Source organism: Lederbergia citrea, from assembly GCF_018343525.1.
GTDB lineage: Bacteria > Bacillota > Bacilli > Bacillales > Bacillaceae_C > Lederbergia > Lederbergia citrea.
Window position 1 is genome coordinate 1,551,942 of sequence record NZ_JAGYPH010000001.1, and the last position, 21,579, is coordinate 1,573,520.

Genomic DNA, 21,579 nt, shown 5'->3' on the forward strand with positions numbered 1-21,579 from the left:
CTGTCCCAAGTATCCTATATTCCAAAGATAACAAAGAAGGAGGCAGACTTCTATGTTAAATTTAGAAAATAACAATTATTTCTCTCATCTTGATTAACTAAAATATTTCTTTTCACAAGAAAGGAATTTCAAAGATTTAGTTGAATTCTATTCATAAGGAATTTCACCATTATAAAGTGGATTTTCAAAATACAAGGAGTGATTTTTGAAATGTCTTATCTTTCTTTAAGCACTTGGAGCTTACACAGAAATCTTGGTCCTCTTCATTGGACAGTATGGGATGAAGGAGAGAAGAAACATCGCGTTCAAATAGAGCCTCAACCCGAAACAGTAAAGCTTGTAGATTTACCTGTGGTATTAGCTTCGAAAGGATTCAAAGCCTTTGAGATTTGCCATTTTCATTTTCCAAATACAGAATCCGACTATTTACAAGCATTACAAAGTGCTTGTAAAGAAGCCAATATTAAATTACATACGCTTTTAATTGATTACGGTGATCTAACAACAGATGATGAAATTCGTAGAGATGCAGATATGCAATTTATTAAAGAGTGGATTGACATTGCTAGTACAGTTGGTGCTGAACGCGTAAGGGTTATTGCTGGAGATGCTGACCCTGGGGACGAGAAAGCACTTGCTCGTTCTACACACTACTTAAATGAACTTGTGGACTATGGAAAAACCAAAGGAGTAGGCATTATTACAGAAAATTTCCGTTCTTTAACATCAACCGCAGACAACTGCCTGAAAATCGTTCGGAGCTCAAATGAGCAAATTGGCTTAACTACAGACTTTGGAAATTTCGGAGGTCCTACAAAATATGAGGAAATAGCTAAGATACTCCCATACAGTGAATCTGTACATGCAAAAGCGAATTTTGATTCAGAGGGGTTACCCGATGAAGAAGAATTTCGAAAGTGTTTGGATCTTTTAGCACCTGCTAACTACGACGGATCCCTTACATTAATTTATGATGGACCTGGCGATATGTGGGAAGGAATAGATCGCGTTAGAAAAATCGTGGAGACGTATTTGTAATGAATCCAAAGTAAAGTAAACCGGATGCCCAAAACGCATCCGGTTTTCATTATTTAAACACCATAGCAGCCTTGACCGCTTTTTGCCACCCTTCGTATAATTCATTTCGTTGCTTTTCTTCAATTTTCGGAGAGAAAGAATGATCTATATACCAATGCTTCGAAATTTCAGAGCGATCCTTCCAAAATCCAACTGCCAGACCAGCTAAATAGGCCGCTCCTAATGCTGTTGTTTCTTTAATCATTGGTCGTTCTACAGGAACATCTAATAAATCACTTTGAAATTGCATGAGGAAATCATTTTCCACAACACCTCCGTCAACACGCAAGGTTTTTAAGGAAATCCCCGAATCCATTTCCATTGCATCCAAAACGTCTTTTGACTGATATGCGAGAGATTCCAATGTTGCACGAACAAAATGCTCTTTGGATGTTCCCCGTGTCAAACCGAAAACCGCGCCTCTCACATCGCTATCCCAGTACGGTGTTCCAAGTCCGACAAACGCAGGTACAACATATACACCATCTGTTGATTCTACTCGAGCCGCATACTTTTCGCTGTCCTTCGAATCTTTTAACATTCGAAGCCCATCCCTTAACCATTGAATCGCAGAACCCGCTACGAAAATACTGCCTTCAAGTGCATACTCTACTTTACCATCCACTTTCCATGCAATCGTCGTTAATAATCCATGTTCCGATTTCACCGCATTTTCCCCTGTATTCATTAGCATGAAACAGCCTGTACCATATGTGTTTTTTGCCATTCCACTTTCAAAGCATGCCTGCCCAAATAGTGCCGCCTGCTGATCACCGGCAATTCCTGCGATCGGTACAGCCCGCCCAAAGAAATGGTAATCGACTGTATGGGCATATATTTCCGAAGATTCTCTGACTTCAGGCAGCATAGACACCGGAACACCTAGAATATCGAGTAATTCATCATCCCATTTCAAATCATTAATATTAAACATAAGCGTCCTAGAGGCGTTCGAGTAATCAGTAATATGCGCTTTTCCTCCGGATAACTTCCAGACGAGCCATGTATCAATTGTTCCGAACAACAAATCTCCTTTTTCCGCTTTTTCCCTAGCTCCCTCAACATTGTCAAGAATCCATTTTACTTTAGTTCCGGAAAAATATGGATCAATCAACAAACCTGTTTTTTCTCGAAAAACATCATTATAACCTTTTGACTTAAATTCCTGGCAAATGTCAGCTGTTTGCCTTGATTGCCAAACGATTGCATGATATACGGGATCTCCCGTATTTTTATCCCACACCACAGTCGTTTCACGTTGATTTGTAATTCCGATTCCAGCAATTTGTTCAGGCTTAATATTCTTTTCCGATAATACACCTGCGATAACTGCTAGAATGGAACTCCAAATTTCATTTGCATTATGCTCTACCCATCCAGCCTTTGGAAAATACTGAGTGAATTCTTGTTGAGCCGTATGGAAAACTTCACCGTGATGATCGAATAAAATGGCTCGCGAACTAGTAGTACCTTGATCTAGTGCTAAAATATATTCTTGAGACATAATTTACCTCCATTATCAAAAAAATCATTAACTTAAGATAATACAGATTATAACATTTTTATTGATTAAATTGCTTGAATTGTTGCCCTAGCAGCACGAGTAATTTCAAAGTCAAGTCCTTTCTCATACTTCATACAGATCAATCATTGCCCCTCTTTCTGGTAAAAAAATGTTACTATAATTAGATTATTTCCGGCCATTATGATAGTATAAGCCATCAAGATAACAGAGGAAGTGATGAATTTGATTCAAATTAAAGCACCGGCAGCTGATGTAACAATTACTCAGCGCAAACAGGAAACATCTGCTGAAGAAGTAGCAATCAAACCAATTTATGGATTTATCGATTTCCATGAGATTCCCCGTGATAAAGGTGGTATTTTTCAGTTTTTTAATCATCGTGGTGAACTATTATTTGTAGGGAAGGCACGTAAACTAAGGCAGCGTGTGAAGAAACATTTTGAGGATTCAGTTTCACCGATAAAAAATCATCGTGACGAAGTAAGTAAAATCACGGTTTCCATTGTTGAAGATCCCATGGAACGCGAAATTTACGAAACATATTTAATCAATACAAATAAAGCAAAATATAATGTCGATAAAGTGTTTTACAAGTAGATTATCGATAAAAGAGGATAATCAGGAACGCTAAAAGTTTCTTGTACAGTAGCCTCACCTAAGTTGGAAGCAGATTGTATTTTAGTATAATAAAGCCCCTCGTATTTGAGGGGTTTTTATCGTACATCTCCTGTATGTCCATCCTAGTAATCCAAAACAAAAAGCCTGTAGTCGTTGATTTATCAACGACTACAGGCTTTTTTAAGTATGATTCTGACTGGGCTCGAACCAGCGACCTCCACCCTGTCAAGGTGGATAACCTAATCCGAATAAGACCGAACAAAATGGGCTAAACCTTGGTACATAAGGTTTTGTGAAAAGGTCATAGGATTGAATCTGAACAAAAATGAGAGTTGTTGACGAGTTCCGTCAACAATTCGTCAACATAAATAATAATTGCCCCACTCATTAGAACGCGGCTTTTTGTACGCATACTCTAGCTGCATTATTATAATTGTTCGTGCGGTATTTTTAATACCGCATTCCCCACCTGTTTTAACAATTAATGGATATACCAGTAATTGGAATGTTGTGGAATAATAAAAAAGCCTTTCTCACATAAACGAGAAGGCCTTTAGTCAATAAATTCCACACTAGTTATTTTTTCATAATCAATTTTGTGCAAGTCATTACTTCTTTCTCGTACCCACACTATTTTATTAATATCATCCACCCTCTCCAGGACTCCTTCCACTTCTTCAAAAAACCCATCAAACCACAATGTAATTATTAAAGGTAATAAGCCTTTAAATATGCCTCCGTAGCATTCCCCAAATCAATGTAATAATAGGCAAATGCTTGTTGTTTCAGCGTTAGCTTTTTTAACTTCATTACATATCACCGCCACCCCCATAGTGTTTTAAGCGCAAAAAAACACCCGATATGGGTGCTGTTAATCGAAAATATTAGGTACTTATTTCTTCAATCGCTTTTTCTGTTACGTCAAGTTCAATAAATGTCATTGCAATGGCCGCCCTTAGTCTATCTAGTAAAGACCTTTCTTTGAATCCTTTTTCCAAGACTAACTCTAAAGATGGGTTTTTATTATAAAGTTTCATAACGTCATTTTCAGAAAGTTCATATTTTATATTATGCGCAAATTTATTCCTTAAAGAGTTAATGTTAAGTAACACAGGTTTTAAATACTTTTCCTCAATACACCCTAAAGCGAATGCTAAATTAACTTTTGTAGGAAAATTTAATTTCTCTACATCTAATTCATTTTTATTTTCTAGACTCAATTCTATTAATTTAATTAATTTTGATTCAACAATTAAGTGACATCTAATTACAATTTGAAGTGGATCATCCGCATTCACATGCTTTATCAAGCTTTCAAACTCCATGTTACCAACGGTTGGCTTTGCCATACATTCTCCCCCTTTAATCGAACATATTCGACAAAAGAGGATAAATCCCTGCTAAATAAAGATACTTTTACTATCAGATTTGGAGCGAATTTCTATTGATTTTAATCGAACTCGAATACCCCCGAACTTTTATGTAAATACTACAAAAAAAGAAGGGGGGTGCTCGTGTGAAGTTGATTATACATTGCGATAAGGAGTTACTTTTGATTGCACTTGCCATTCTTTTATTTTCTTGAAACATCAAGCTCTAGTTACCGCTAGAGCTTGTCTATATTATGACCATAAAATTCGTATTATATAAATTAAATTGATATAAATTTTTAAACGCCTCCGAAGGATGGCTCTAATTAACGTAATAAGTGCTCCGGCCAGAAAAACCAAACCTCACCGACCCTCCCTTCCATTTTACACGGCAGACTTTTCCATAGTCAAAATAGCTGTAATCTGTCTACTTTGTCTAATTTGTCTTACAATGTCGTTCTTTTGCTTCTGGACAAAATCCTTAGACATATTCAGATGCAGCGCTATCTGCCTGTACGTCATTTCATCAAGAAGGCAATCATAAATGAATTTCTGTCTTTCATTCTCCAATATGTCCACTGCCGATTCCAAGGCATATACATATCTTTGATACGTTTCTAATCGTTCAATTTGTCTTTTTTCTCGTAAATCCATTGCATCTAATTCAGACGCGCTCATTCCTGAACTTCCCTTTGGCATCGTAGCTTCAATACCATATTGAGCGACTCCCCACTTAATCATCGGAACTGTAGATCCATAAATAATACGATGCAATCTAGCAATCTCTTTTTTCATCCAGTTGTAATCATTAATTAATTGAGAAATATCCAATGTTTATCCCTCCGATTAATATTTTTGCCTGTACGCCCCCCTTTTCCTCTCACATACACAGCTCTATCCATCCCCATCAAGCTTCTTATATCCGACTCTGTTAAAACATCGCTACGACGCTTTTTAGGCTTTTTACGCTGCTTAAATTCAGCATGGTCTTTCTTCCAAACTTTCAGTTGTTCTTTTAGTGGCAGATTCATAGTTTCAACTCCTTTCGAAAAATAAAAAAGAGGACAACAGATGACACAGCGTAATGCTGTTATCATCGTTTCCTCCAGTGAGCTGGTAGAACTATTAGTTCGCTATTTCAATTGCTATACTTTTAATAATCTCAATTCCCCTCTTAGTAAGATTTCCCGATGAATCTATGATTTTTTCATCGGCTAGTAATATCATTAATTTATCGGGTAGATTTCTTCTAAACCTATGAAACATTTTAATAATAAAATTTGGTTCAGCATCAATAAGTTTATTTGGACCGATCTCATAAATATATTTAATTAAATAATTAGTTATATAATCTTTCGCATTATTTGTATGCTTCAATATGTTTAGTTCATTGTTTAAGTTATTAATATGTTTTTCTTGTTCACTAAGCTTTTGTATATATTCGGCTTGTTTACTCTTTTCAACACCAGCTTCCTCTAATATCTTCATAATAGAATCTTCTTTTTCCTTTTCCACAGCCTCTAATTTTTTTTCAGTTTCTGATATTTTTTTCCAAGGTATACTATCAAACCTCTGATTCATAGCGTCACTATTTTTTTCTAGAAAGTTTAAAGACTTCCCAAATTCCCCTCTCATATTACTTAGGGATTCAGCTATATCTTTTGTATGATTGTAAGAACGATCGTAAAAATTATTACTCTGTTCCGTCGCTTTAAAATAAAAAGTAGCGGACAAATATATAGAGAAAAAAGCTAATAATGTACTAAGGATAGTTGCCAAATCAAGATTAATACTTTCATCATTAATGATAAATTTAGAAACTATTATCGCAGAAATCGATATTGTAAACACAACAACGACAAACACTAATAGCCAGCTATTTCTATTTTTTATCTTTTCTCGAATTCCATAATCGTCATTTTTACTTCTTAGCATTAATTGTTTTGCATTTTTACTACTATTATCTTTCATTCTCCTGAGTACAGATAAACTCACTAAAACTCCTCCCCCTCTTCCCTTCTCATGCGCTTCACTTTCCCTTGATGTGTAACAATTCTATATTCACCGAAAGGAGGAAGCTCTCTCAATTTCGCTTTGCCATCGCAGATCACAATCACGCTACTGGATGGTATTTCCATTATATCAATTTCTAATCTATTTGTACTAGTCAATTCTATATCTTGTAGCATCATGTCTAATCCCTCCCAGATATGGTATAATCACCTATTCCTTATCCTTGCAGTTGTTATGCTCCGTCCGCCAATTACCCTTAATTCGTTTATGTTTACCTCCATCATGTCTTACAAACTCACCGCATTTATGGCAGATGCCTGTGTATTTCATCGTGTTCACTCCTTCGCTCTTTATTCGGAATGTGACATTAGCAATATTTGTGTCTAAATCATCACTCCACTACACAACCATTTTTCGCCTTGTCCGCTTATCACTCACTCATTTCATTACAACTCACATAAACTAAACTAACCACCTTTCGAATGGCGATCAATATAAAAGGATGTGATATTATGATGGGATGCTGCGGAGGTTATGGTGGCTATGGTAGTGGCTATGGACATGGTATGGGATTCAATTTCGCTTTAATCGTTGTGTTGTTCATATTGTTAATCATTGTTGGTACAGCATTTGTGCATCACAAATATTAAGCTATGAACCTACCAAAATTATCCGAAACATATACTACTCACCTCAAGAAGAGCGCTTTAGCCCGGCGCTCTTTAACCATCTAAATTTTCCAGTTCAACATCCCACTAAAACCAAGAATTTCTCTCACTTATTCGTTTTATTTGTGTCGCTCTTTCTGTCAAAATCGACTCATAGCGTTCGTGCTGCGTTGTAAAAACTTTGTATACTTTTGTAAATAAATTGTAAAAAGCATCCCATTCTCTCCTATTTCGACTAAAATAATTATGTAGATATAATAATTTCGTCTATAAGGAGTTGAATCTAATGTCAATTAAAGAGTTGTCCAATGAACTATTAATATCTTTGTATCGAAAGGTAAAAAGCAATAAGTTGGAACGTGATTATATAAAAGTGCTGCAAGACGAAATTTCACGCAGAAAGATACGTCTTCCCCTATAGGCAATCATGGTAGCCTGGGTAAGTTCATTTCTTCATTCCTCTAATTCTTCAAATCTCCCATTCTGGTATTTAACAAGTGTTAATTTATGCGGATATTTTTTATGAAACATTTTTTTCTTTCATACGAAAGATGTCCGTCTTAAAACCTTTTACATCTATAACCTCGATGCTTCCATCCTTATGATGGACCTTAAAATCAGCAACATAATCGATGCGTCTATGTTTTTTGCCATCCTTTTCGAAAGCGTCCTGGAGTAAATACCTAGGCTGCATGCGGAAAAACAATATCTCTACGTGTTCCTGCAGCCACTTCAATTGCTGGTAATACTTAGATTCTGCAATGCTGTCAAATACATGCCCGTCCAATTCTACTTTTGTATTGCCGTACTTAGATCGAGAATTCCGATTTATCTTTCGGTATTCCTGAACTGCCATCCTTTGCATTTATTTTTCACTCTCCAATAATTCCGTTCTTTCCTTTGCCTCTTCCCTGATAACTTCTTTTTGCCAGGCGAGCCAGTCTTCGTAGGTTTTTATAGTGTTCACGCCGCATCCTCCTTATTTGCCATTACATGTTCAAGAAAACTGACAGTTTCGTCCCAATCAAGACCTAGTTCTTCTTGCAGCTGATTCATGATCGACTCAAATTGTCGCTCGTACTGAATCCCTCCAAACTGTGACCACTGACCAATAGTGATGATTAGCATGTGTATAAGCCGATTAATCATTAGACCGCCCCTTTTCTGAAATTACGAAGTCTGTAATTTTCTCCAGTCACCGTGACTGCTTTGCAGAATTTTACCATCCTGCCAAAATCACGTTCTCCGTACATTTGGATTAATTCAGAACCACTGTAATTCGATGTGTAAATAGTTGATTTTCCTGCACGGCCATCAGTTATTTCAAAAATCTTTTGTTTGGACCAGGCTGTTCCTTTGTCATCAGAATCTTCACGTTCTGCACCCAAGTCATCAAAGATTAATAAATCAACAGTTTGGATGGTCCTTAAGATATCCAGTTCCGTTCGTTATCTTTCCGATATGTGCCCTTGATCGCCGTCATTAATCGCGGAATGGAGATAAACAAGCACGTGTGTTTTCGTTTGATAATCTCTTTGGAGATAGAAACACTCAAATGACTATTTCCAACCCCAGTACGTCCAGCCATAATCAAGCCGTTCTTTTTGTTAAAATTTCTTACATAATCTCTGGCTATTTGCAAAGCTTTTTTCTGCGATGAAGTCTCCGGTATGTAATTCTCAAAAGTTGCTTCTTGCAAATCCTCGTTAATCAAACTATCAGACTTGAAAGTATCCAGCAGTTCATTGATTTCGCGATTCTTTATCAGCTCTTCACTTTGATTTTTGATAGCCAAATCTTCTTTTGCGATTTCCTCGCACCGGAAGCAAAACTCTCTACTTTCCTCAATCATCAGTTGCCTATTACATTTTTGTTTTGTAACAACGTCAATGTTTTCACAGCGATTACTAGAAACCGAAATCGTATTCCTGAAACTCTTCATGACTCCCGCCAGATTCTGCAAGTCGCTCGCCGCCTCTCTTATTTTTGAGTTTGATAAGTCCTCGCCTGGCTTCCGGTTCTTTAACATTTCGTAAGATTCCAAGTGTGTAAGTCTCTCTTTTGTCGTCATTATCTTCAATGTGCTTCCAGAGAGAATAATTAATTTGGTTGGCAGAATACTTTTGTATTTTGTCTATGAAATTCACTAGGATATTTGCTGAAACAGTGCATGTCTGCCTTGTAAGGCGAATACAATCAAAATAAGAGACAAGTAATTTTTGATTAACCCCTTGCGGCAGAGCGTTGGTTCGCGAAGCGAAATCAACAAAGGTTTCTATTTCTTCAGTGGTGCTCAAGTTTTTGTTTTTAACCTGAGCCGATGCCATGTACTCTTTTAATGTTTTATTGATGTTATTAATGCTGTTTATAAATGCTGTTATATTAATAAGTTGACCCCTATTTTCGATTTGTTGACCCTTCGTCATACTTTCACCCTCTTCAATACTTGATGTAACTGGCTTTTCGTCTACCTCTTGTTGACCCCTAACTTCATTTCGTTGACCCTCATTTTTGGTTTGTTGACCCCTATTTTTGTAATTTTTAAGGTCCTGATAGGTTTCGTAAGAGTTGATTGATAATCTAATTCCTTTGTTGTTCGGAAGAGTTTCTCTTGCTATTAAACCGGTATCTTTTAACCTGTCCAAGGAAACGTAAACCTCTTTCCTCGTCCACCCGAGCTGTCTATTAATCTCACTTATGTTGATTATCACTTGACCAATCTTTGAGTTATTTGACTCTTTATAACTTGCAACTGATAAATAATATTGAAACAACATTTGGTCTCGTAAGTGTTTAAATTGCAACCGGGGCTGGATCACGAACCCCGATGCATTCAGATTATTTTCCACCCCGATTACTCCTTTCATCTTCTCTCACAAACAGCCAATCTACCTTATATATACCTAACTGTGTAATTCGGATAACGCTGCATATACTCGATTACAAGACGTTTGAAATGCCCTTTATTTTTTGCCTCCTCCCAGATCCACTCTGGAAGGAGGACATTAAATGTGTTAATCAAAAGGGAATTCCTCTTGCATATCATCGAAGCTAATGTCATCGGCTGATGGTTTCTCCGGCTCTACAGGAGGTTCTTCTCTAACTTCTGTGAATTCAGCTTCAATTGCTTCTTCTTTCTTCTTTACAGGATTATCGGGTTTGTTCACTGGTTGAAGCTCAATCATTCTTTTAAGTCCAGCAAGCTCTTGTAAAGTTAATTTCTCCATCACTCTTTTAAAATGTTTGTTGGATAGTTCATCTACTTCTTTATCTGAAATGTTCTTAACCTTTAATAGTTGGTCAATTTCGTTTAGGACTGAAATTCTTAAGTCTTCTTCGGCAATCTCAGGCAAAAAACTTCGCTTATCATTTTTGTGTATCCACTTCAAGTTAGAAAAAATTCGGCTGCCAGAAAGGAAGATTGAAGCGCCATGTCTAATTGCAGAAATATTTAATGTTGAAAACGAGTTTGCAGAAAACAGATTGGAAAAATGGATCCGAAAGAAAAATTCATTTTTGTATTTTCAAAGAGTAGCAGAATCAGCAATTTTATATGAAGGGAGACGATAAAACTGGCTAGTTTCCAAAAACGTGGGGAAAATTCATGGCTTTTGGTTGTTGAAGCTGGATATAACGCAAAGGGAAGGCGTATTAGGCGCACCAGAACCATTCGAATTGAAGATAAGGCCCTATTAAAGACTAAGAAAAAACTTAATGACTATCTTGAGTTGGAATTAGCGAAGTTCCAAATGGAAGTTGAGGCTGGGGAGTACATCGCACCGGAAAAGTTATTAATAAAAGACTTTGTGAAGGATTGGGAAAATAAGTACGCAATTAAAGCGTTAGGAGAACAAACGTTAGAAACATATCTAGGCCATATTAAGAATCACATACTACCACATTTTGGTCATATGCGAGTTGATCAATTGAAACCTATACATCTTGTGAATTGGCTCCCGGATATTAAACGATTAGACGGTAAGGATGAACCTCTTTCCGAAGGTACGATTCAATATATCTATAGAGTGTTTAATAATATTTTCGAGCGCGCGGAAGATTGGCAAATTATCAAAGAAAACCCTGTTGCGGCAGTTGAAGAGCCGAAAAGTGAACCCAAGGAAGCCGACGTCTATGATCAAGAGGAAGTTGAATTGTTACTGGAAGCTGTTCAAAGCCGCAGTTTTCATTGGAGAATATTTGTTTCATTAGCTTTAGCAACCGGGTTAAGGCGTAGAGAGTTATTAGGCTTAGAATGGTCAAATGTGGATTTAGAAAAAGGAGTCATTACTATCAATCAAACAATTACTCGTGGGAAATCCGGAAAACCAATAATAAAGAAGCCGAAAACTAAAAAAACAATAAGAATCATTTCTCTCCCTGATTCGATTGTAGAAGAATTAGGAGCTTTTCAACTTCATTGGAAAAAGGAAAAAATGAAAATGAGGGATCAGTGGATTGAAGAAAAACATGAATGGCTTTTTTGTAACGAAGATGGGACTCACTTCTACCCTACCACCCCGACTACATGGTGGAGAAGATTTATTAATTCTTCAGGGATTAGATTTATACGTCTGCATGAGCTACGCCATACCTCAGCCACCTTGCTGATCAATCAAGGAGTCCATGCAAAAATTATTTCTAAACGATTGGGTCATTCTGGAATTAGAATTACAATGGATACTTACGGCCATGCATTACAATCAGCAGATGAAGGAGCAGCAGAAAAATTGGATGCTATTTTCAACAGAAAAGAAGCTTAAAAATTTCATTCGTCAACAATTCGTCAACAACTGACTATTTTGTTATTGTTGGCGTAAAATAATAAAGCCTAGAACCGTTATGGCTCTAGGCTTCGTGGTATGATTCTGACTGGGCTCGAACCAGCGACCTCCACCCTGTCAAGGTGGCGCTCTCCCAGCTGAGCTACAGAATCACGTTTATGTAATGTGCTGGACAATTAATAATATACTATAGAATTACATTTGAGTCAAGAGATATTTCCTAATAAATAAAAACTATGAAAATTTACCAGTTAAGAAATAGTATTTAAGGACTGAAATAGTAGGCGAGGAGTTATAAAGTTCTACAGCAACAAAAAAACACCGAAACAACTGATATATACTAGTTGTTCCGGTATTTGATGTTGTTCAGCTATCTTCAACTAGTTACGGTAGCAAGCGGTAGATTATGTGCGTTGGCAACTCCTTCGAATACAATTTCTCCTTGAATAACATTCAGCCCTCTAAAAAGAGCGTGATTTTCATTAAATGCTTGCCTATACCCTTTATTTGCAATTTGAAGAATATATGGAACTGTCACGTTGGTAAGTGCGATTGTAGAAGTTCTAGGCACAGCGCCTGGCATGTTACCAACTGCATAGTGAACAACGCCATGCTTCACATATGTTGGATCCGCGTGCGTTGTGACATGTGTTGCAGTTTCAAAAATTCCCCCTTGATCAATCGCCACATCAACAATAACTGAACCATTTTCCATTGACCGAACCATTTTTTCCGAGACCAATGTAGGTGCTTTTGCACCCGGTATTAACACAGCCCCAATTACAAGGTCGGCTTCGGCTACCGCTTGACTAATAGTATAAGGATTAGACATTAAAGTGGTAATCGAATTTCCGAAAATATCATCTAATTCTCGCAGTCTAGTAGGACTAACGTCCATAATTGATACTTGCGCACCGAGTCCGATAGCAATTTTAGCGGCATTCGTTCCGACTACTCCACCACCAATAATTGTAACCTTACCTCTACTAACTCCTGGTACACCTCCGAGTAATACACCTTTCCCGCCTTTCGTCTTTTCAAGAAAAGACGCACCAATTTGGGTAGCCATCCTCCCTGCAACCTCACTCATTGGCGTAAGTAATGGGAGCGACTTGTCTTCCAATTGTACAGTTTCATACGCAACCGCAACGACGTTATTTTCCATTAAGGCTTTCGTAAGCTGCTGATCGGCTGCCAAATGCAAATAAGCAAATAATATGAGCCCATCGTAAAAGTATTGATATTCTTCCAGCACTGGCTCTTTAACTTTTATAACCATATCACATGCCCATGCATCAGCAGGCGTCTCCACAATGATGGCACCAGCTTCTATATATTGTTCATTGAAAAAACCTGAATTCAGTCCAGCGTTTTTTTCTATAAAGACCTGGTGCCCATGCTGAGAAAGCTGAATAACTCCAGATGGAGTAAGAGCAACCCGATTCTCGTTATTTTTAACTTCTTTTGGTACACCAATTTTCATTTACATCAACCTCTCTAGGATAGTTGAGCAACATTCTATATAGCATCTATCTCGTCAGTTAATGTCTTAATAACAAAGTCAAGCTCTTCCTCCTTAATATTTAAAGGTGGAGCAAGTGTTAACACATTGTTATAACCAGCAACGGTGGCACCATTTTTTCCAATGATCAATCCTTTTTGTTTACAACCTACGATCACTTTATTTACCAAATTTGCGTCAAGTGGTTCTTTCGTCGCCTTATCTTTTACAAGCTCAATTCCTACCAATAACCCTTTTCCTCTTACATCACCAACTAAAGGGTGCTCTCTTAGAGATGCAGAGAGGCTTTGTTTTAAATGATCCCCTAATTCTGCCGATCTGTTATATAAGCCTTCATTCTCCATGATCTCAAGATTTTTCAGTGCAAGCGCGCATGCTGCTGGATTTCCGCCAAATGTATTTACATGACGGAAATAATCATATTCCTCTGATCCTTTAAACGCTTCATAAATTTCTTTTTTCACCGCTGTTGCTGATAATGGTAAATAGGCACTTGTAATCCCTTTAGCCATCGTAATAATATCAGGTTTTACTCCGTAATTCATGAAACCAAATGGTTTTCCAGTCCGGCCAAATCCGCATATGACCTCATCGACAATCAATAATGCACCATGCTTTTCACAAATCTCTTTTACGCCAGCCATATATCCGTCAGGTGGTATTAAAACACCTCCACCAGTAATAATTGGTTCCATAATCACTCCAGCGATTGTTTCACTTAACTCCCATGTCATGACACGATCAATGTCTTTTACGGATTGTAGGTCCAGAGGCTTACAATCTGCATTATCTTCAGAACGATAAGAATCAGGTGGAGCTACATGGATGAACCCAGGAGCTAATGGCTCATACTTATATTTTCGTTGTGCCTGGCCAGTAGCGGCAAGCGATCCCATCGAATTCCCATGGTACGCACGGTATCTTGAGATAAATTTATAACGACCGTGCTCTCCTTTTTGTTGATGATATTGTCTCGCAAGCTTAAAAGCCGTTTCATTTGCTTCGGATCCGCTATTGGAAAAAAATATGACGTATTCTTCGCCTAGCATTTCGTTTAATTTTTCTCCGAGTTTAATAGCTGGTGTATGACTTTGTGTGAGCGGAAAATAGGCCATTTCTTTTAATTGCTCATATGCCGCTTCAGCCAGTTCCGTTCTACCGTAACCAACGTTTACACACCATAATCCTGACATCGCATCTAAAAACCGTTCTCCGTTATGATCTGTTATCCAAGATCCTTCCGCTTTTTCTGCAATCATTGTAGCATCAGGGCTATACGGCTTCATTGAATGCCAAATATAATCTTTATCCTTTGTTAGAAAATCTTCGCTTTGCTCAATTTTTGTCATTCCTTCCACCCCTTTTTCAATAGTCAAATCTAGATGTAATCATTTTTTTGCGAGTATAGAAGTTAACGCCGTCTTTTCCATTTACATGCAGATCACCATAGAAGGAATCCTTCCATCCAGAGAAAGGGAAAAAGGCCATCGTTGCCGGGACACCTACATTGATTCCTAGCATTCCTGCGTCTGCTTCTTCTCTAAATTGTCTTACCGCTTTTGCATCCTTTGTATAAATCGTCGCACCATTTCCGTAGCGTGACTTGCGAATGAATTCAAGCCCCTCATCTAAATCTTTCGCCCTTAACAAACTTAGGACTGGAGCAAAGATTTCATCTTTGGCAATCGTCATATCATGTGTCACATGATCAAATATAGTTGGGCCTAAGAACGTCCCTTCTTTTATTTCATCCATTTCTTTTCGACCGTCTCGAATTAATGTTGCACCCTCTTCTAGACCAGCCATTATATAATCCAATACTTTTTCTCGATGTGTATCTCTAATAACAGGAGTTAGTAATACCTCGTCATTTAAGCCATTTCCAATAATGAGCTCATCCGCCTTCTGTTTCAGCGCTGCAACAAACTCATCACCGTCACCTACGACAACGACTGCACTACAAGCCATACAACGCTGACCCGCACTTCCAAAAGCGGAACTTATGATATGAGTTACAGCCTTTTCCATATCCGCATCCGGCATAACAACATGGTGATTTTTAGCACCAGATAAAGCTTGAACACGTTTTCCTTGGGCAGCAGCTTGCTCATATACATATTTTGCGACTGGCTGGGAGCCAACAAACGATATAGCTTTTACATCTTGATTTTCTAGCAATCCATTTACGACATCATGGGCACCTTGAACAATATTCAATACTCCTTTTGGTGCACCAGCTTGTTCGAATAAATCAACAAGTTCAGTTGCTAAAATCGGAGTACGTTCAGAAGGCTTTAACACAAACGTATTTCCACATGCGATCGCTAGAGGGAACATCCATAAAGGAACCATCATTGGAAAATTAAATGGAGTAATGCCCCCAATGACACCTAGTGGATATCGGAACATCTCCGAATCTATATCCTCTGCGATATTCGATAAAGTCTCCCCCATCATTAAGGTTGGAGCCCCTGCAGCAAATTCAACACACTCGATCCCTCTTTGGACCTCACCATACGCTTCTTTATATGCTTTTCCATTTTCTTGAACAACCAATCGGGCTAGTTTTTCATGATTTTCTGTTAATAAGTAATGGTATTTATATAGTATTCTTGCCCGCTTCGGAACGGGTGTATTTTTCCAAGTCATAAATGCTTCATTCGCAGCATTTACTGCTTGCGCTACATCTGCTTTTGAGGAAATTGGTACCCTTGCCAATGTTTCCCCAGTAGCCGGATTTGGTACGTCCAGTGTTTCCGTTCCCTGTGGAGTAACCCATTCTCCGTTAATATAGTTTTTTAATACAACTGTTTCTTTTTTAATTACTGTCATTAATACACATCCTCCTCTTAAAAAAATTCCCTTACATTCATTATCACTTATTATGAAAGTGCTTTCATTAGACATTCTGTAAAATAACAGCTTGAATATATTCCACATAATGAATGAAAAAAACCTACTGGAAAGTAGGCTAATGGGCTTCACGGTCTTTTTCTTTTATTTGTTTTGACGATATTAAATAGTCATATGATACGATCATAAATTCAATTGCTAATCTTTTACGGGGTTCCATAAAATCCTCACCAAGTAATGTTTCTAATTTTTGAAGGCGATGATATAGTGTTTGTCTAACTATAAATAGCCTCTTTGCGGTTTCCTGTTTCGAACCGTTACAAGACAAGTAGGCTTTCAAAGTATCAAACAACTTCCCATTGTACTTTTTGTCATGATTAATTACCGGTTCTAAATATTCGTGGGCAATTTCCGATAAGTCCAAGTGTTTGTTTAGCAAATAGATGATACGAAAAATATGAAGGTCATCATAAAAACAACTTTCAGATTCACTTGATAATCTGGCTTGGATACGGATTGTTTCCAAAGCGGTTTGATAGCTTTTATGGATATTCGTTAACTCTGACTCGTATTTTCCGATGCCGATCAATTGTTTTAATTGATGATTTTTCTTTTGAGATTCAGAATTTTTTAATCTATGAATCCCTTCTTCCATTCTACTTTTCCATGTTGAGGTACTTCTTTCGTTAATAATGATAAAAACGAGGGTGTTTCTTTTTTCAATAGCAAATAGCGCAAAGCCTTGTTGTTCAAAAATAGTTCTGAAATAAAGCTTGAAATATGTTAAATCTATATTTGAATACTTTTCATATGTATCAAGCTTACATACGCAAACGATTGCCCCTTTTGGCTTTATATTAGGAGTATGATAAGCCAGATACTCGTTAATAGCCTCCTTGCTTTTCTCGCCATCTAACCACTCGGTGAGCCATGCTACCTCCTCTACTCTCCGTTTTTCCTCTACATAAAGATCACGTAAGAAAAGTTGAGCAAGAGCCGTTCCTGTTCTATCTAATATTAGTTGATCATATTCGGTTAGTGATCTTTCTTCAGATATGATGATCAGTTCCGCATAGTTACGGCCGAGTAAATGAATAGGGACCCGGGCTGTTTGAGATGATGCTTTAAGAGCCGCATCTTTGATTTCTATTATATTAAGAAGTGTTTTTCGCTTATGTTCTATAACATCTGGAATAAATTGTATTTCTTTATTACTAAAAACAATAGTAACTTGGACTTGTAAATATTGATGGATGAATTTAAGAATCTCAACATAGTGCTCAATTGTTAATAATTTTTTATTTAACGCTTGAGAATATCTTTCTAAATCTGAAATCATTTGGTATTGACGATTAATGAGGAGTGCATGGATGTCTTGAGTGATTTCTACAAATGGAACTTCTTTATTAAATAGTATAATAGGAAACTGGGCTCTATTAGCAATATCTATTATTTCTTGAGGGATTGATGAAGTATATGTACCAATTTCAATGCATAATCCAGAGGCTTGGGATTCAATTAATTGCTCTAATAGCGATACGAAGTGCTCTTTTTTTTCTTTCCAGGCAATGCCTGTCGATAAAATTAATTCATTCCCATTTAATAAGTTGCGGATATTGGTAACTTCCACAACATGTACCCACTTAACTAAACGATCAAGTCCTTCGGTACCGGCAATTACCTCTATACTTTCAAAATGCTTTCTTTGGAGAATGTCTTTTACTGTAATATAAGATTTCAAAATTAAAGCACCCCCTACCTACCTATTATAAACGAAATAAGGGAGCATATGAGAGAATTTTCTATCTTTTCCAAACTTGTTACTAACAAAAAAACTGATAAACACTTTTTGATGTTTACCAGCTTCTTTAACTTAACACTATATTGTTACTTTTTGCTGTTTTATCAAAACAACAGAAAAATACTTCCTGCCTTCTGCGGTTTGAATGTGTAACACTTCATTTTCTACATTTGGCTCGATATTTTTTTCAAAAAGTACAAATGCACCACTCAAATTTTCAGTAATATTTTTAATTTTATATCCCTCTTGTACTAAGTAATCTATACGGTCTCTCTCTTGTAAGAAGTCTTGATACTCGGACATGAATTTTATTCGCTCCTTTATTAAAATATTACAATTGACGGGTAATAGTTTTTGGTACTACTACGGGATCTTCTTCAGCGTCAATATACCAGTCACGCCCTACAGTAATTCCCAAATATTTTTCATCATTTGGGTCTTCAATTTCTGCTTGTTTATACTTCGCAAACCACCAATACTTTGCTAGGAAATAGTAAATTACCGCACCAACGGCAAATCCTACAATAAAAGAATATGTTTGCATAAAATATGAAGCAACACCACCGATGACCCATGCAATCATTCCTGCCATGTTAAATCCATTCATAAATTTAAATTGGCCATCGTTTTCATAAAGATCATGTACATTCACTCGTCTTTTACGTAGGACATAATAGTCAGTAAATAAAATACCAACAATGGCAGACAGAATACCTCCAATAATGAGTAATGCTGGGATAATGACTTCAAATAAACTCCATGGTTGAACAGCGATACCAACAATACCAGCTACAATGACCGCTGCCCAAAATGGCAATTTTGGCCCCCCTACATTTGAGAATATCGTAGCAGCTGGAATGACATTAGCTGAAGTATTGGTAGACCATTGCGCAAACACAATCATTAACAGAAGGATTCCTAGAACAAAGCCACTCGCTGCTTCTTGCAGTGCAGCTATCGGATCAAAGGTAGTAACAGCAATGTAAGCCACTGCTCCGATAATGATCATGAATGTATTTACGATGGGCATGACGATGATGCTACCTACAATTTGCGATTTATTTCGCTTGAACCAATTTCGTTCATTTTTGGGTGCTTTAAAAAATCTAGATAAAGAAGGCATATCAGCAGCCAATGTTGCCCAAAAGCCCATATTACTCATGACGACAACCATAAATGCTGTGATTGCTGCACCGCCTGTAACCGGACTTTCCACCCATCCCCAAACTTCCCGGCCTTGGGCTGCCGCTTGATCAGATAGAGATGTGTACATCCACGCGGAAATGAGAATAATAGTTGGCGCAGCCAAATCGGCAAACCTTTCAATCGCTTTGATACCCAGGGCCGTGTTTACTAATTGAACGATAGCAAAAATTAAGAAGCATATAAACCAGTTATTAAATCCCCATAGTAAATTTAATATTCCATTCATTGCCGTTGCTCCAAAATACGTATTCAGCCCAAACCAACAAGCTGCTGTTACCCCACGCACTAAGGATGGAATATGTGTTCCAATCGTTCCAAATGGCGCTCTCATATAGACTGGAAATGAAAGACCGTGTTCAATTCCGATATCACCAATTATGGTCATGAAAATTCCAATGGCAACAGATCCTATAAGTGTTGCAACAATTACCCATCCTAAGGATAAGCTTTGCACTCCCGCACCACCAATTGCGAATGCTGCTAAAACAACCGCCATTCCTACCCAAATGACCGCAAAACCTTTTGGTCCAATGTTTCTGTCCTTACTCGAAATGGGTAATAAATCCGGAGACTTCAAATAATTTCCGCCCTGTTCCATAAAAACACCTCTTCTTCACAATATAGTCTTAATTTTCTGAATTATAATTGTGTAAGGAGCCTAGATAAAGGTGGAGGATTATTCTTCATTTCCTCCACCTACAGGTACCAATTTAAAAAGTTAATGTTTCACTTTCTTTTGCATGTTTATTTGCACCATACTTAGCACGTTTTACATACCGTCCAGCCCCAAGTTTCCCAACAAACTTTTTATCACGGATAACAAATTCTCCACGAGATAATACGGAAACCGGTTCTCCAGTAACTTTCAATCCCTCAAATGCATTGTAATCCACTGACATATGATGTGTTTCAGCAGAAATAGTTCTCTCCACTGTTGGATCAAAGATTACGATATCTGCATCTACGCCAACAGCAATCGTTCCTTTTTTAGGATAGAGCCCAAATAATTTAGCTACCCTTGTTGACGTAATATCTACAAACTGATTTAATGAGATTCTTCCTTTCTTTACACCTTCTGAAAAGAGAACACTCACTCGATCTTCAATAAAAGGTCCTCCATTCGGTATTTTGGAAAAATTACCTTTCCCAAGATCCTTTTGACCATTAAAATCAAACGAGCATTGATCTGAACCTAATGTCTGGAGTTGACCAGTTTTAAGAGCATTCCATAAAACATCTTGATTCCATTTTTCTCGAAGTGGCGGTGACCATACGTATTTTGCCCCTTCGAAATTAGGTTTTTCCAAATAGGATTGATCCAATAATAAATACTGTGGACAAGTTTCTCCCCATATATCAATTCCATTATCTCTAGCTTCTGCAATTTTTCTAGCAGCCTCAGCACAGGATACGTGAACAACATAAAGCTGTGAGTTTGCTAGACCTGTAAATGCTGCTGCTCTTCCAGTCGCTTCACCCTCCATTTCTGGTGGTCTCGTTAATGCATGGTAGATTGGATCCGTATTACCTTGTTCTAAAGCCTTTTTTGTTAAATAATCGATCACATCCCCATTTTCAGCATGAACCATAACAAGTGCCCCAAGTTCTTTTGCAGCGATCAGTGTACGGAATAGTGTTTCATCGTCAGCTTGAAGTACATTTTTATAAGCCATAAATACTTTAAAGGATGTGATTCCTTCATCATCAATTACAGAAGGAAGTTCATTGAGAACAGCATCGTTCACTTCGCCAATCATGAGATGGAATCCGTAATCGATAACAGCTTTATCGTTTGACTTTGCATGCCATGTTTTGATTGCATCTTTCAATGGCTCACCTTTATTTGTTAAACAAAAGTCAATAATTGTTGTCGTACCTCCAAAGGCTGCAGCGATTGTACCCGTTTCGAAATCATCCTTCGTTACCGTACCACCAAATGGCATTTCTAAGTGCGTATGCGGGTCTATTCCCCCCGGAAACAAATAACATCCTTCCGCATCAATGGCTTCTGCACCTTGGGTTGACAGGTTTTCTCCTATTAGGCTAATAATGCCATTTTCAATTAATACATCAGCAGTGTACGTATCAGCTGCAGTAACAATTGTTCCATTTTTTATTACCTTTTTCATGCTTCTCCTCCTTCAC

Annotated in this window: 26 protein-coding genes and 1 tRNA gene; 5 read left to right on the plus strand and 22 right to left on the minus strand. The window is 37.5% G+C overall.

Annotated elements, in window-relative coordinates; all coding sequences use genetic code 11:
• Positions 1-210 precede the first annotated feature (210 nt).
• The gene (locus KHA88_RS07990) at positions 211-1,038 is read left to right on the plus strand and encodes a sugar phosphate isomerase/epimerase family protein (protein ID WP_213096420.1); all 828 of its coding nucleotides are present in this window, start codon (positions 211-213) and stop codon (positions 1,036-1,038) included.
• Between the two features lie 49 nt (positions 1,039-1,087).
• Here KHA88_RS07990 and glpK read toward each other — a convergent pair whose 3' ends face one another.
• Positions 1,088-2,581, minus strand: coding sequence for a glycerol kinase GlpK (gene glpK / locus KHA88_RS07995; RefSeq protein WP_213121706.1), 1,494 nt, complete (start codon positions 2,579-2,581; stop codon positions 1,088-1,090).
• A 237-nt stretch (positions 2,582-2,818) separates the two neighbouring features.
• On the opposite strand from glpK, the gene KHA88_RS08000 reads away from it, so the two are divergent.
• The gene (locus KHA88_RS08000; RefSeq protein ID WP_249308240.1) at positions 2,819-3,199 is read left to right on the plus strand and encodes a nucleotide excision repair endonuclease; all 381 of its coding nucleotides are present in this window, start codon (positions 2,819-2,821) and stop codon (positions 3,197-3,199) included.
• 574 nt (positions 3,200-3,773) lie between these two features.
• Here KHA88_RS08000 and KHA88_RS21435 read toward each other — a convergent pair.
• The 7 genes from KHA88_RS21435 to KHA88_RS08035 form a co-directional block, all read right to left on the minus strand.
• Positions 3,774-3,953: a YolD-like family protein gene (locus KHA88_RS21435; protein WP_430413697.1), complete on the minus strand. Its 180-nt coding sequence runs from the start codon at positions 3,951-3,953 to the stop codon at positions 3,774-3,776.
• A complete protein-coding gene (locus KHA88_RS21160) occupies positions 3,929-4,030 on the minus strand; it encodes a terminase small subunit (protein ID WP_213096416.1) in 102 nt (33 codons plus the stop codon). Before KHA88_RS21160 ends, KHA88_RS21435 begins: the two co-directional genes overlap by 25 nt.
• Positions 4,031-4,104: 74 nt before the next feature.
• A complete protein-coding gene (locus tag KHA88_RS08015; protein ID WP_213096415.1) occupies positions 4,105-4,569 on the minus strand; it encodes a hypothetical protein in 465 nt (154 codons plus the stop codon).
• Positions 4,570-4,974: 405 nt separating this feature from the next.
• Positions 4,975-5,421, minus strand: a complete 447-nt coding sequence (locus KHA88_RS08020) for a sigma-70 family RNA polymerase sigma factor (RefSeq protein ID WP_249308238.1) — start codon at positions 5,419-5,421, stop codon at positions 4,975-4,977.
• On the minus strand, positions 5,403-5,687 hold the full coding sequence (locus KHA88_RS08025) for a hypothetical protein (protein ID WP_249308234.1): 285 nt from the start codon (positions 5,685-5,687) through the stop codon (positions 5,403-5,405). Before KHA88_RS08025 ends, KHA88_RS08020 begins: the two co-directional genes overlap by 19 nt.
• A 28-nt stretch (positions 5,688-5,715) precedes the next feature.
• A complete protein-coding gene (locus KHA88_RS08030) occupies positions 5,716-6,585 on the minus strand; it encodes a hypothetical protein (protein WP_213096414.1) in 870 nt (289 codons plus the stop codon).
• Positions 6,585-6,782 (minus strand): XtrA/YqaO family protein, encoded by a 198-nt coding sequence (locus KHA88_RS08035; RefSeq protein WP_213096413.1) that lies wholly within the window; start codon positions 6,780-6,782, stop codon positions 6,585-6,587. The genes KHA88_RS08030 and KHA88_RS08035 overlap by 1 nt, the downstream gene beginning before the upstream one ends.
• Before the next feature lie 333 nt (positions 6,783-7,115).
• On the opposite strand from KHA88_RS08035, the gene KHA88_RS08040 reads away from it, so the two are divergent.
• Positions 7,116-7,253 carry a YjcZ family sporulation protein gene (locus KHA88_RS08040; protein WP_283247424.1) on the plus strand — a complete coding sequence of 46 codons (138 nt, stop codon included), beginning with the start codon at positions 7,116-7,118 and terminating at the stop codon, positions 7,251-7,253.
• A gap of 304 nt (positions 7,254-7,557) precedes the next feature.
• Complete coding sequence (gene sda / locus KHA88_RS08045; protein WP_249308233.1) at positions 7,558-7,692, plus strand: sporulation histidine kinase inhibitor Sda; 135 nt, start codon at positions 7,558-7,560, stop codon at positions 7,690-7,692.
• Positions 7,693-7,791: 99 nt separating this feature from the next.
• On the opposite strand, the gene KHA88_RS08050 is transcribed toward sda, so the two are convergent.
• The 6 genes from KHA88_RS08050 to KHA88_RS08075 form a co-directional block, all read right to left on the minus strand.
• Positions 7,792-8,127, minus strand: a complete 336-nt coding sequence (locus KHA88_RS08050; protein WP_249308231.1) for a DUF1064 domain-containing protein — start codon at positions 8,125-8,127, stop codon at positions 7,792-7,794.
• Between the two features lie 107 nt (positions 8,128-8,234).
• Positions 8,235-8,420, minus strand: coding sequence for a hypothetical protein (locus KHA88_RS08055; protein ID WP_213096412.1), 186 nt, complete (start codon positions 8,418-8,420; stop codon positions 8,235-8,237).
• A complete protein-coding gene (locus tag KHA88_RS08060) occupies positions 8,420-8,659 on the minus strand; it encodes a P-loop NTPase family protein (protein WP_213096411.1) in 240 nt (79 codons plus the stop codon). The genes KHA88_RS08055 and KHA88_RS08060 overlap by 1 nt, the downstream gene beginning before the upstream one ends.
• Positions 8,660-8,697: 38 nt before the next feature.
• Entirely contained in the window at positions 8,698-9,213 is a 516-nt protein-coding gene (locus KHA88_RS08065; protein WP_213121707.1) for a P-loop NTPase family protein, read from the minus strand.
• Positions 9,179-10,120, minus strand: coding sequence for a hypothetical protein (locus tag KHA88_RS08070; protein ID WP_213096409.1), 942 nt, complete (start codon positions 10,118-10,120; stop codon positions 9,179-9,181). Before KHA88_RS08070 ends, KHA88_RS08065 begins: the two co-directional genes overlap by 35 nt.
• A 165-nt stretch (positions 10,121-10,285) precedes the next feature.
• Entirely contained in the window at positions 10,286-10,624 is a 339-nt protein-coding gene (locus KHA88_RS08075) for a hypothetical protein (protein ID WP_213121708.1), read from the minus strand.
• Positions 10,625-10,843: 219 nt separating this feature from the next.
• Between KHA88_RS08075 and KHA88_RS08080 the strand changes: the two genes are divergently transcribed.
• Entirely contained in the window at positions 10,844-12,031 is a 1,188-nt protein-coding gene (locus KHA88_RS08080; RefSeq protein ID WP_213097800.1) for a site-specific integrase, read from the plus strand.
• Positions 12,032-12,131: 100 nt separating this feature from the next.
• Here KHA88_RS08080 and KHA88_RS08085 read toward each other — a convergent pair.
• From KHA88_RS08085 to hydA, 8 genes are all read right to left on the minus strand, one after another.
• Positions 12,132-12,204, minus strand: a tRNA-Val gene (locus KHA88_RS08085).
• Positions 12,205-12,428: 224 nt separating this feature from the next.
• Positions 12,429-13,535 (minus strand): alanine dehydrogenase, encoded by a 1,107-nt coding sequence (gene ald, locus KHA88_RS08090; protein WP_213096407.1) that lies wholly within the window; start codon positions 13,533-13,535, stop codon positions 12,429-12,431.
• A 35-nt stretch (positions 13,536-13,570) separates the two neighbouring features.
• Positions 13,571-14,923 carry an aspartate aminotransferase family protein gene (locus KHA88_RS08095; RefSeq protein WP_213096406.1) on the minus strand — a complete coding sequence of 451 codons (1,353 nt, stop codon included), beginning with the start codon at positions 14,921-14,923 and terminating at the stop codon, positions 13,571-13,573.
• Between the two features lie 16 nt (positions 14,924-14,939).
• Positions 14,940-16,406, minus strand: coding sequence for a CoA-acylating methylmalonate-semialdehyde dehydrogenase (locus KHA88_RS08100; RefSeq protein ID WP_213096405.1), 1,467 nt, complete (start codon positions 16,404-16,406; stop codon positions 14,940-14,942).
• 139 nt (positions 16,407-16,545) lie between these two features.
• Complete coding sequence (locus KHA88_RS08105; protein WP_249308225.1) at positions 16,546-18,168, minus strand: PucR family transcriptional regulator; 1,623 nt, start codon at positions 18,166-18,168, stop codon at positions 16,546-16,548.
• A 138-nt stretch (positions 18,169-18,306) separates the two neighbouring features.
• Positions 18,307-18,531 carry a hypothetical protein gene (locus KHA88_RS08110; protein WP_213096404.1) on the minus strand — a complete coding sequence of 75 codons (225 nt, stop codon included), beginning with the start codon at positions 18,529-18,531 and terminating at the stop codon, positions 18,307-18,309.
• A 28-nt stretch (positions 18,532-18,559) separates the two neighbouring features.
• Positions 18,560-20,032: an NCS1 family transporter gene (locus KHA88_RS08115; protein WP_213096403.1), complete on the minus strand. Its 1,473-nt coding sequence runs from the start codon at positions 20,030-20,032 to the stop codon at positions 18,560-18,562.
• Between the two features lie 112 nt (positions 20,033-20,144).
• Positions 20,145-21,563, minus strand: a complete 1,419-nt coding sequence (hydA, locus tag KHA88_RS08120; protein ID WP_213096402.1) for a dihydropyrimidinase — start codon at positions 21,561-21,563, stop codon at positions 20,145-20,147.
• Between the last annotated feature and the right edge of the window lie 16 nt (positions 21,564-21,579).

What these genes read in the sequence shown, in the direction of transcription:
- KHA88_RS08050 (WP_249308231.1), bottom strand. Translation starts at nt 8,127, where the DNA reads ATGGCAGTTCAGGAATACCGAAAGATAAATCGGAATTCTCGATCTAAG.
- hydA (WP_213096402.1), bottom strand. Translation starts at nt 21,563, where the DNA reads ATGAAAAAGGTAATAAAAAATGGAACAATTGTTACTGCAGCTGATACG.
- KHA88_RS08065 (WP_213121707.1), bottom strand. Translation starts at nt 9,213, where the DNA reads ATGAAGAGTTTCAGGAATACGATTTCGGTTTCTAGTAATCGCTGTGAA.
- ald (WP_213096407.1), bottom strand. Translation starts at nt 13,535, where the DNA reads ATGAAAATTGGTGTACCAAAAGAAGTTAAAAATAACGAGAATCGGGTT.
- KHA88_RS08115 (WP_213096403.1), bottom strand. Translation starts at nt 20,032, where the DNA reads ATGGAACAGGGCGGAAATTATTTGAAGTCTCCGGATTTATTACCCATT.
- KHA88_RS08000 (WP_249308240.1), top strand. Translation starts at nt 2,819, where the DNA reads ATGAATTTGATTCAAATTAAAGCACCGGCAGCTGATGTAACAATTACT.
- KHA88_RS21160 (WP_213096416.1), bottom strand. Translation starts at nt 4,030, where the DNA reads ATGAAGTTAAAAAAGCTAACGCTGAAACAACAAGCATTTGCCTATTAT.
- KHA88_RS08035 (WP_213096413.1), bottom strand. Translation starts at nt 6,782, where the DNA reads ATGATGCTACAAGATATAGAATTGACTAGTACAAATAGATTAGAAATT.
- KHA88_RS08100 (WP_213096405.1), bottom strand. Translation starts at nt 16,406, where the DNA reads ATGACAGTAATTAAAAAAGAAACAGTTGTATTAAAAAACTATATTAAC.
- KHA88_RS08040 (WP_283247424.1), top strand. Translation starts at nt 7,116, where the DNA reads ATGATGGGATGCTGCGGAGGTTATGGTGGCTATGGTAGTGGCTATGGA.
- KHA88_RS08025 (WP_249308234.1), bottom strand. Translation starts at nt 5,687, where the DNA reads ATGATAACAGCATTACGCTGTGTCATCTGTTGTCCTCTTTTTTATTTT.
- KHA88_RS08110 (WP_213096404.1), bottom strand. Translation starts at nt 18,531, where the DNA reads ATGTCCGAGTATCAAGACTTCTTACAAGAGAGAGACCGTATAGATTAC.
- KHA88_RS08095 (WP_213096406.1), bottom strand. Translation starts at nt 14,923, where the DNA reads ATGACAAAAATTGAGCAAAGCGAAGATTTTCTAACAAAGGATAAAGAT.
- KHA88_RS08015 (WP_213096415.1), bottom strand. Translation starts at nt 4,569, where the DNA reads ATGGCAAAGCCAACCGTTGGTAACATGGAGTTTGAAAGCTTGATAAAG.
- sda (WP_249308233.1), top strand. Translation starts at nt 7,558, where the DNA reads ATGTCAATTAAAGAGTTGTCCAATGAACTATTAATATCTTTGTATCGA.
- KHA88_RS08055 (WP_213096412.1), bottom strand. Translation starts at nt 8,420, where the DNA reads ATGATTAATCGGCTTATACACATGCTAATCATCACTATTGGTCAGTGG.
- KHA88_RS07990 (WP_213096420.1), top strand. Translation starts at nt 211, where the DNA reads ATGTCTTATCTTTCTTTAAGCACTTGGAGCTTACACAGAAATCTTGGT.
- glpK (WP_213121706.1), bottom strand. Translation starts at nt 2,581, where the DNA reads ATGTCTCAAGAATATATTTTAGCACTAGATCAAGGTACTACTAGTTCG.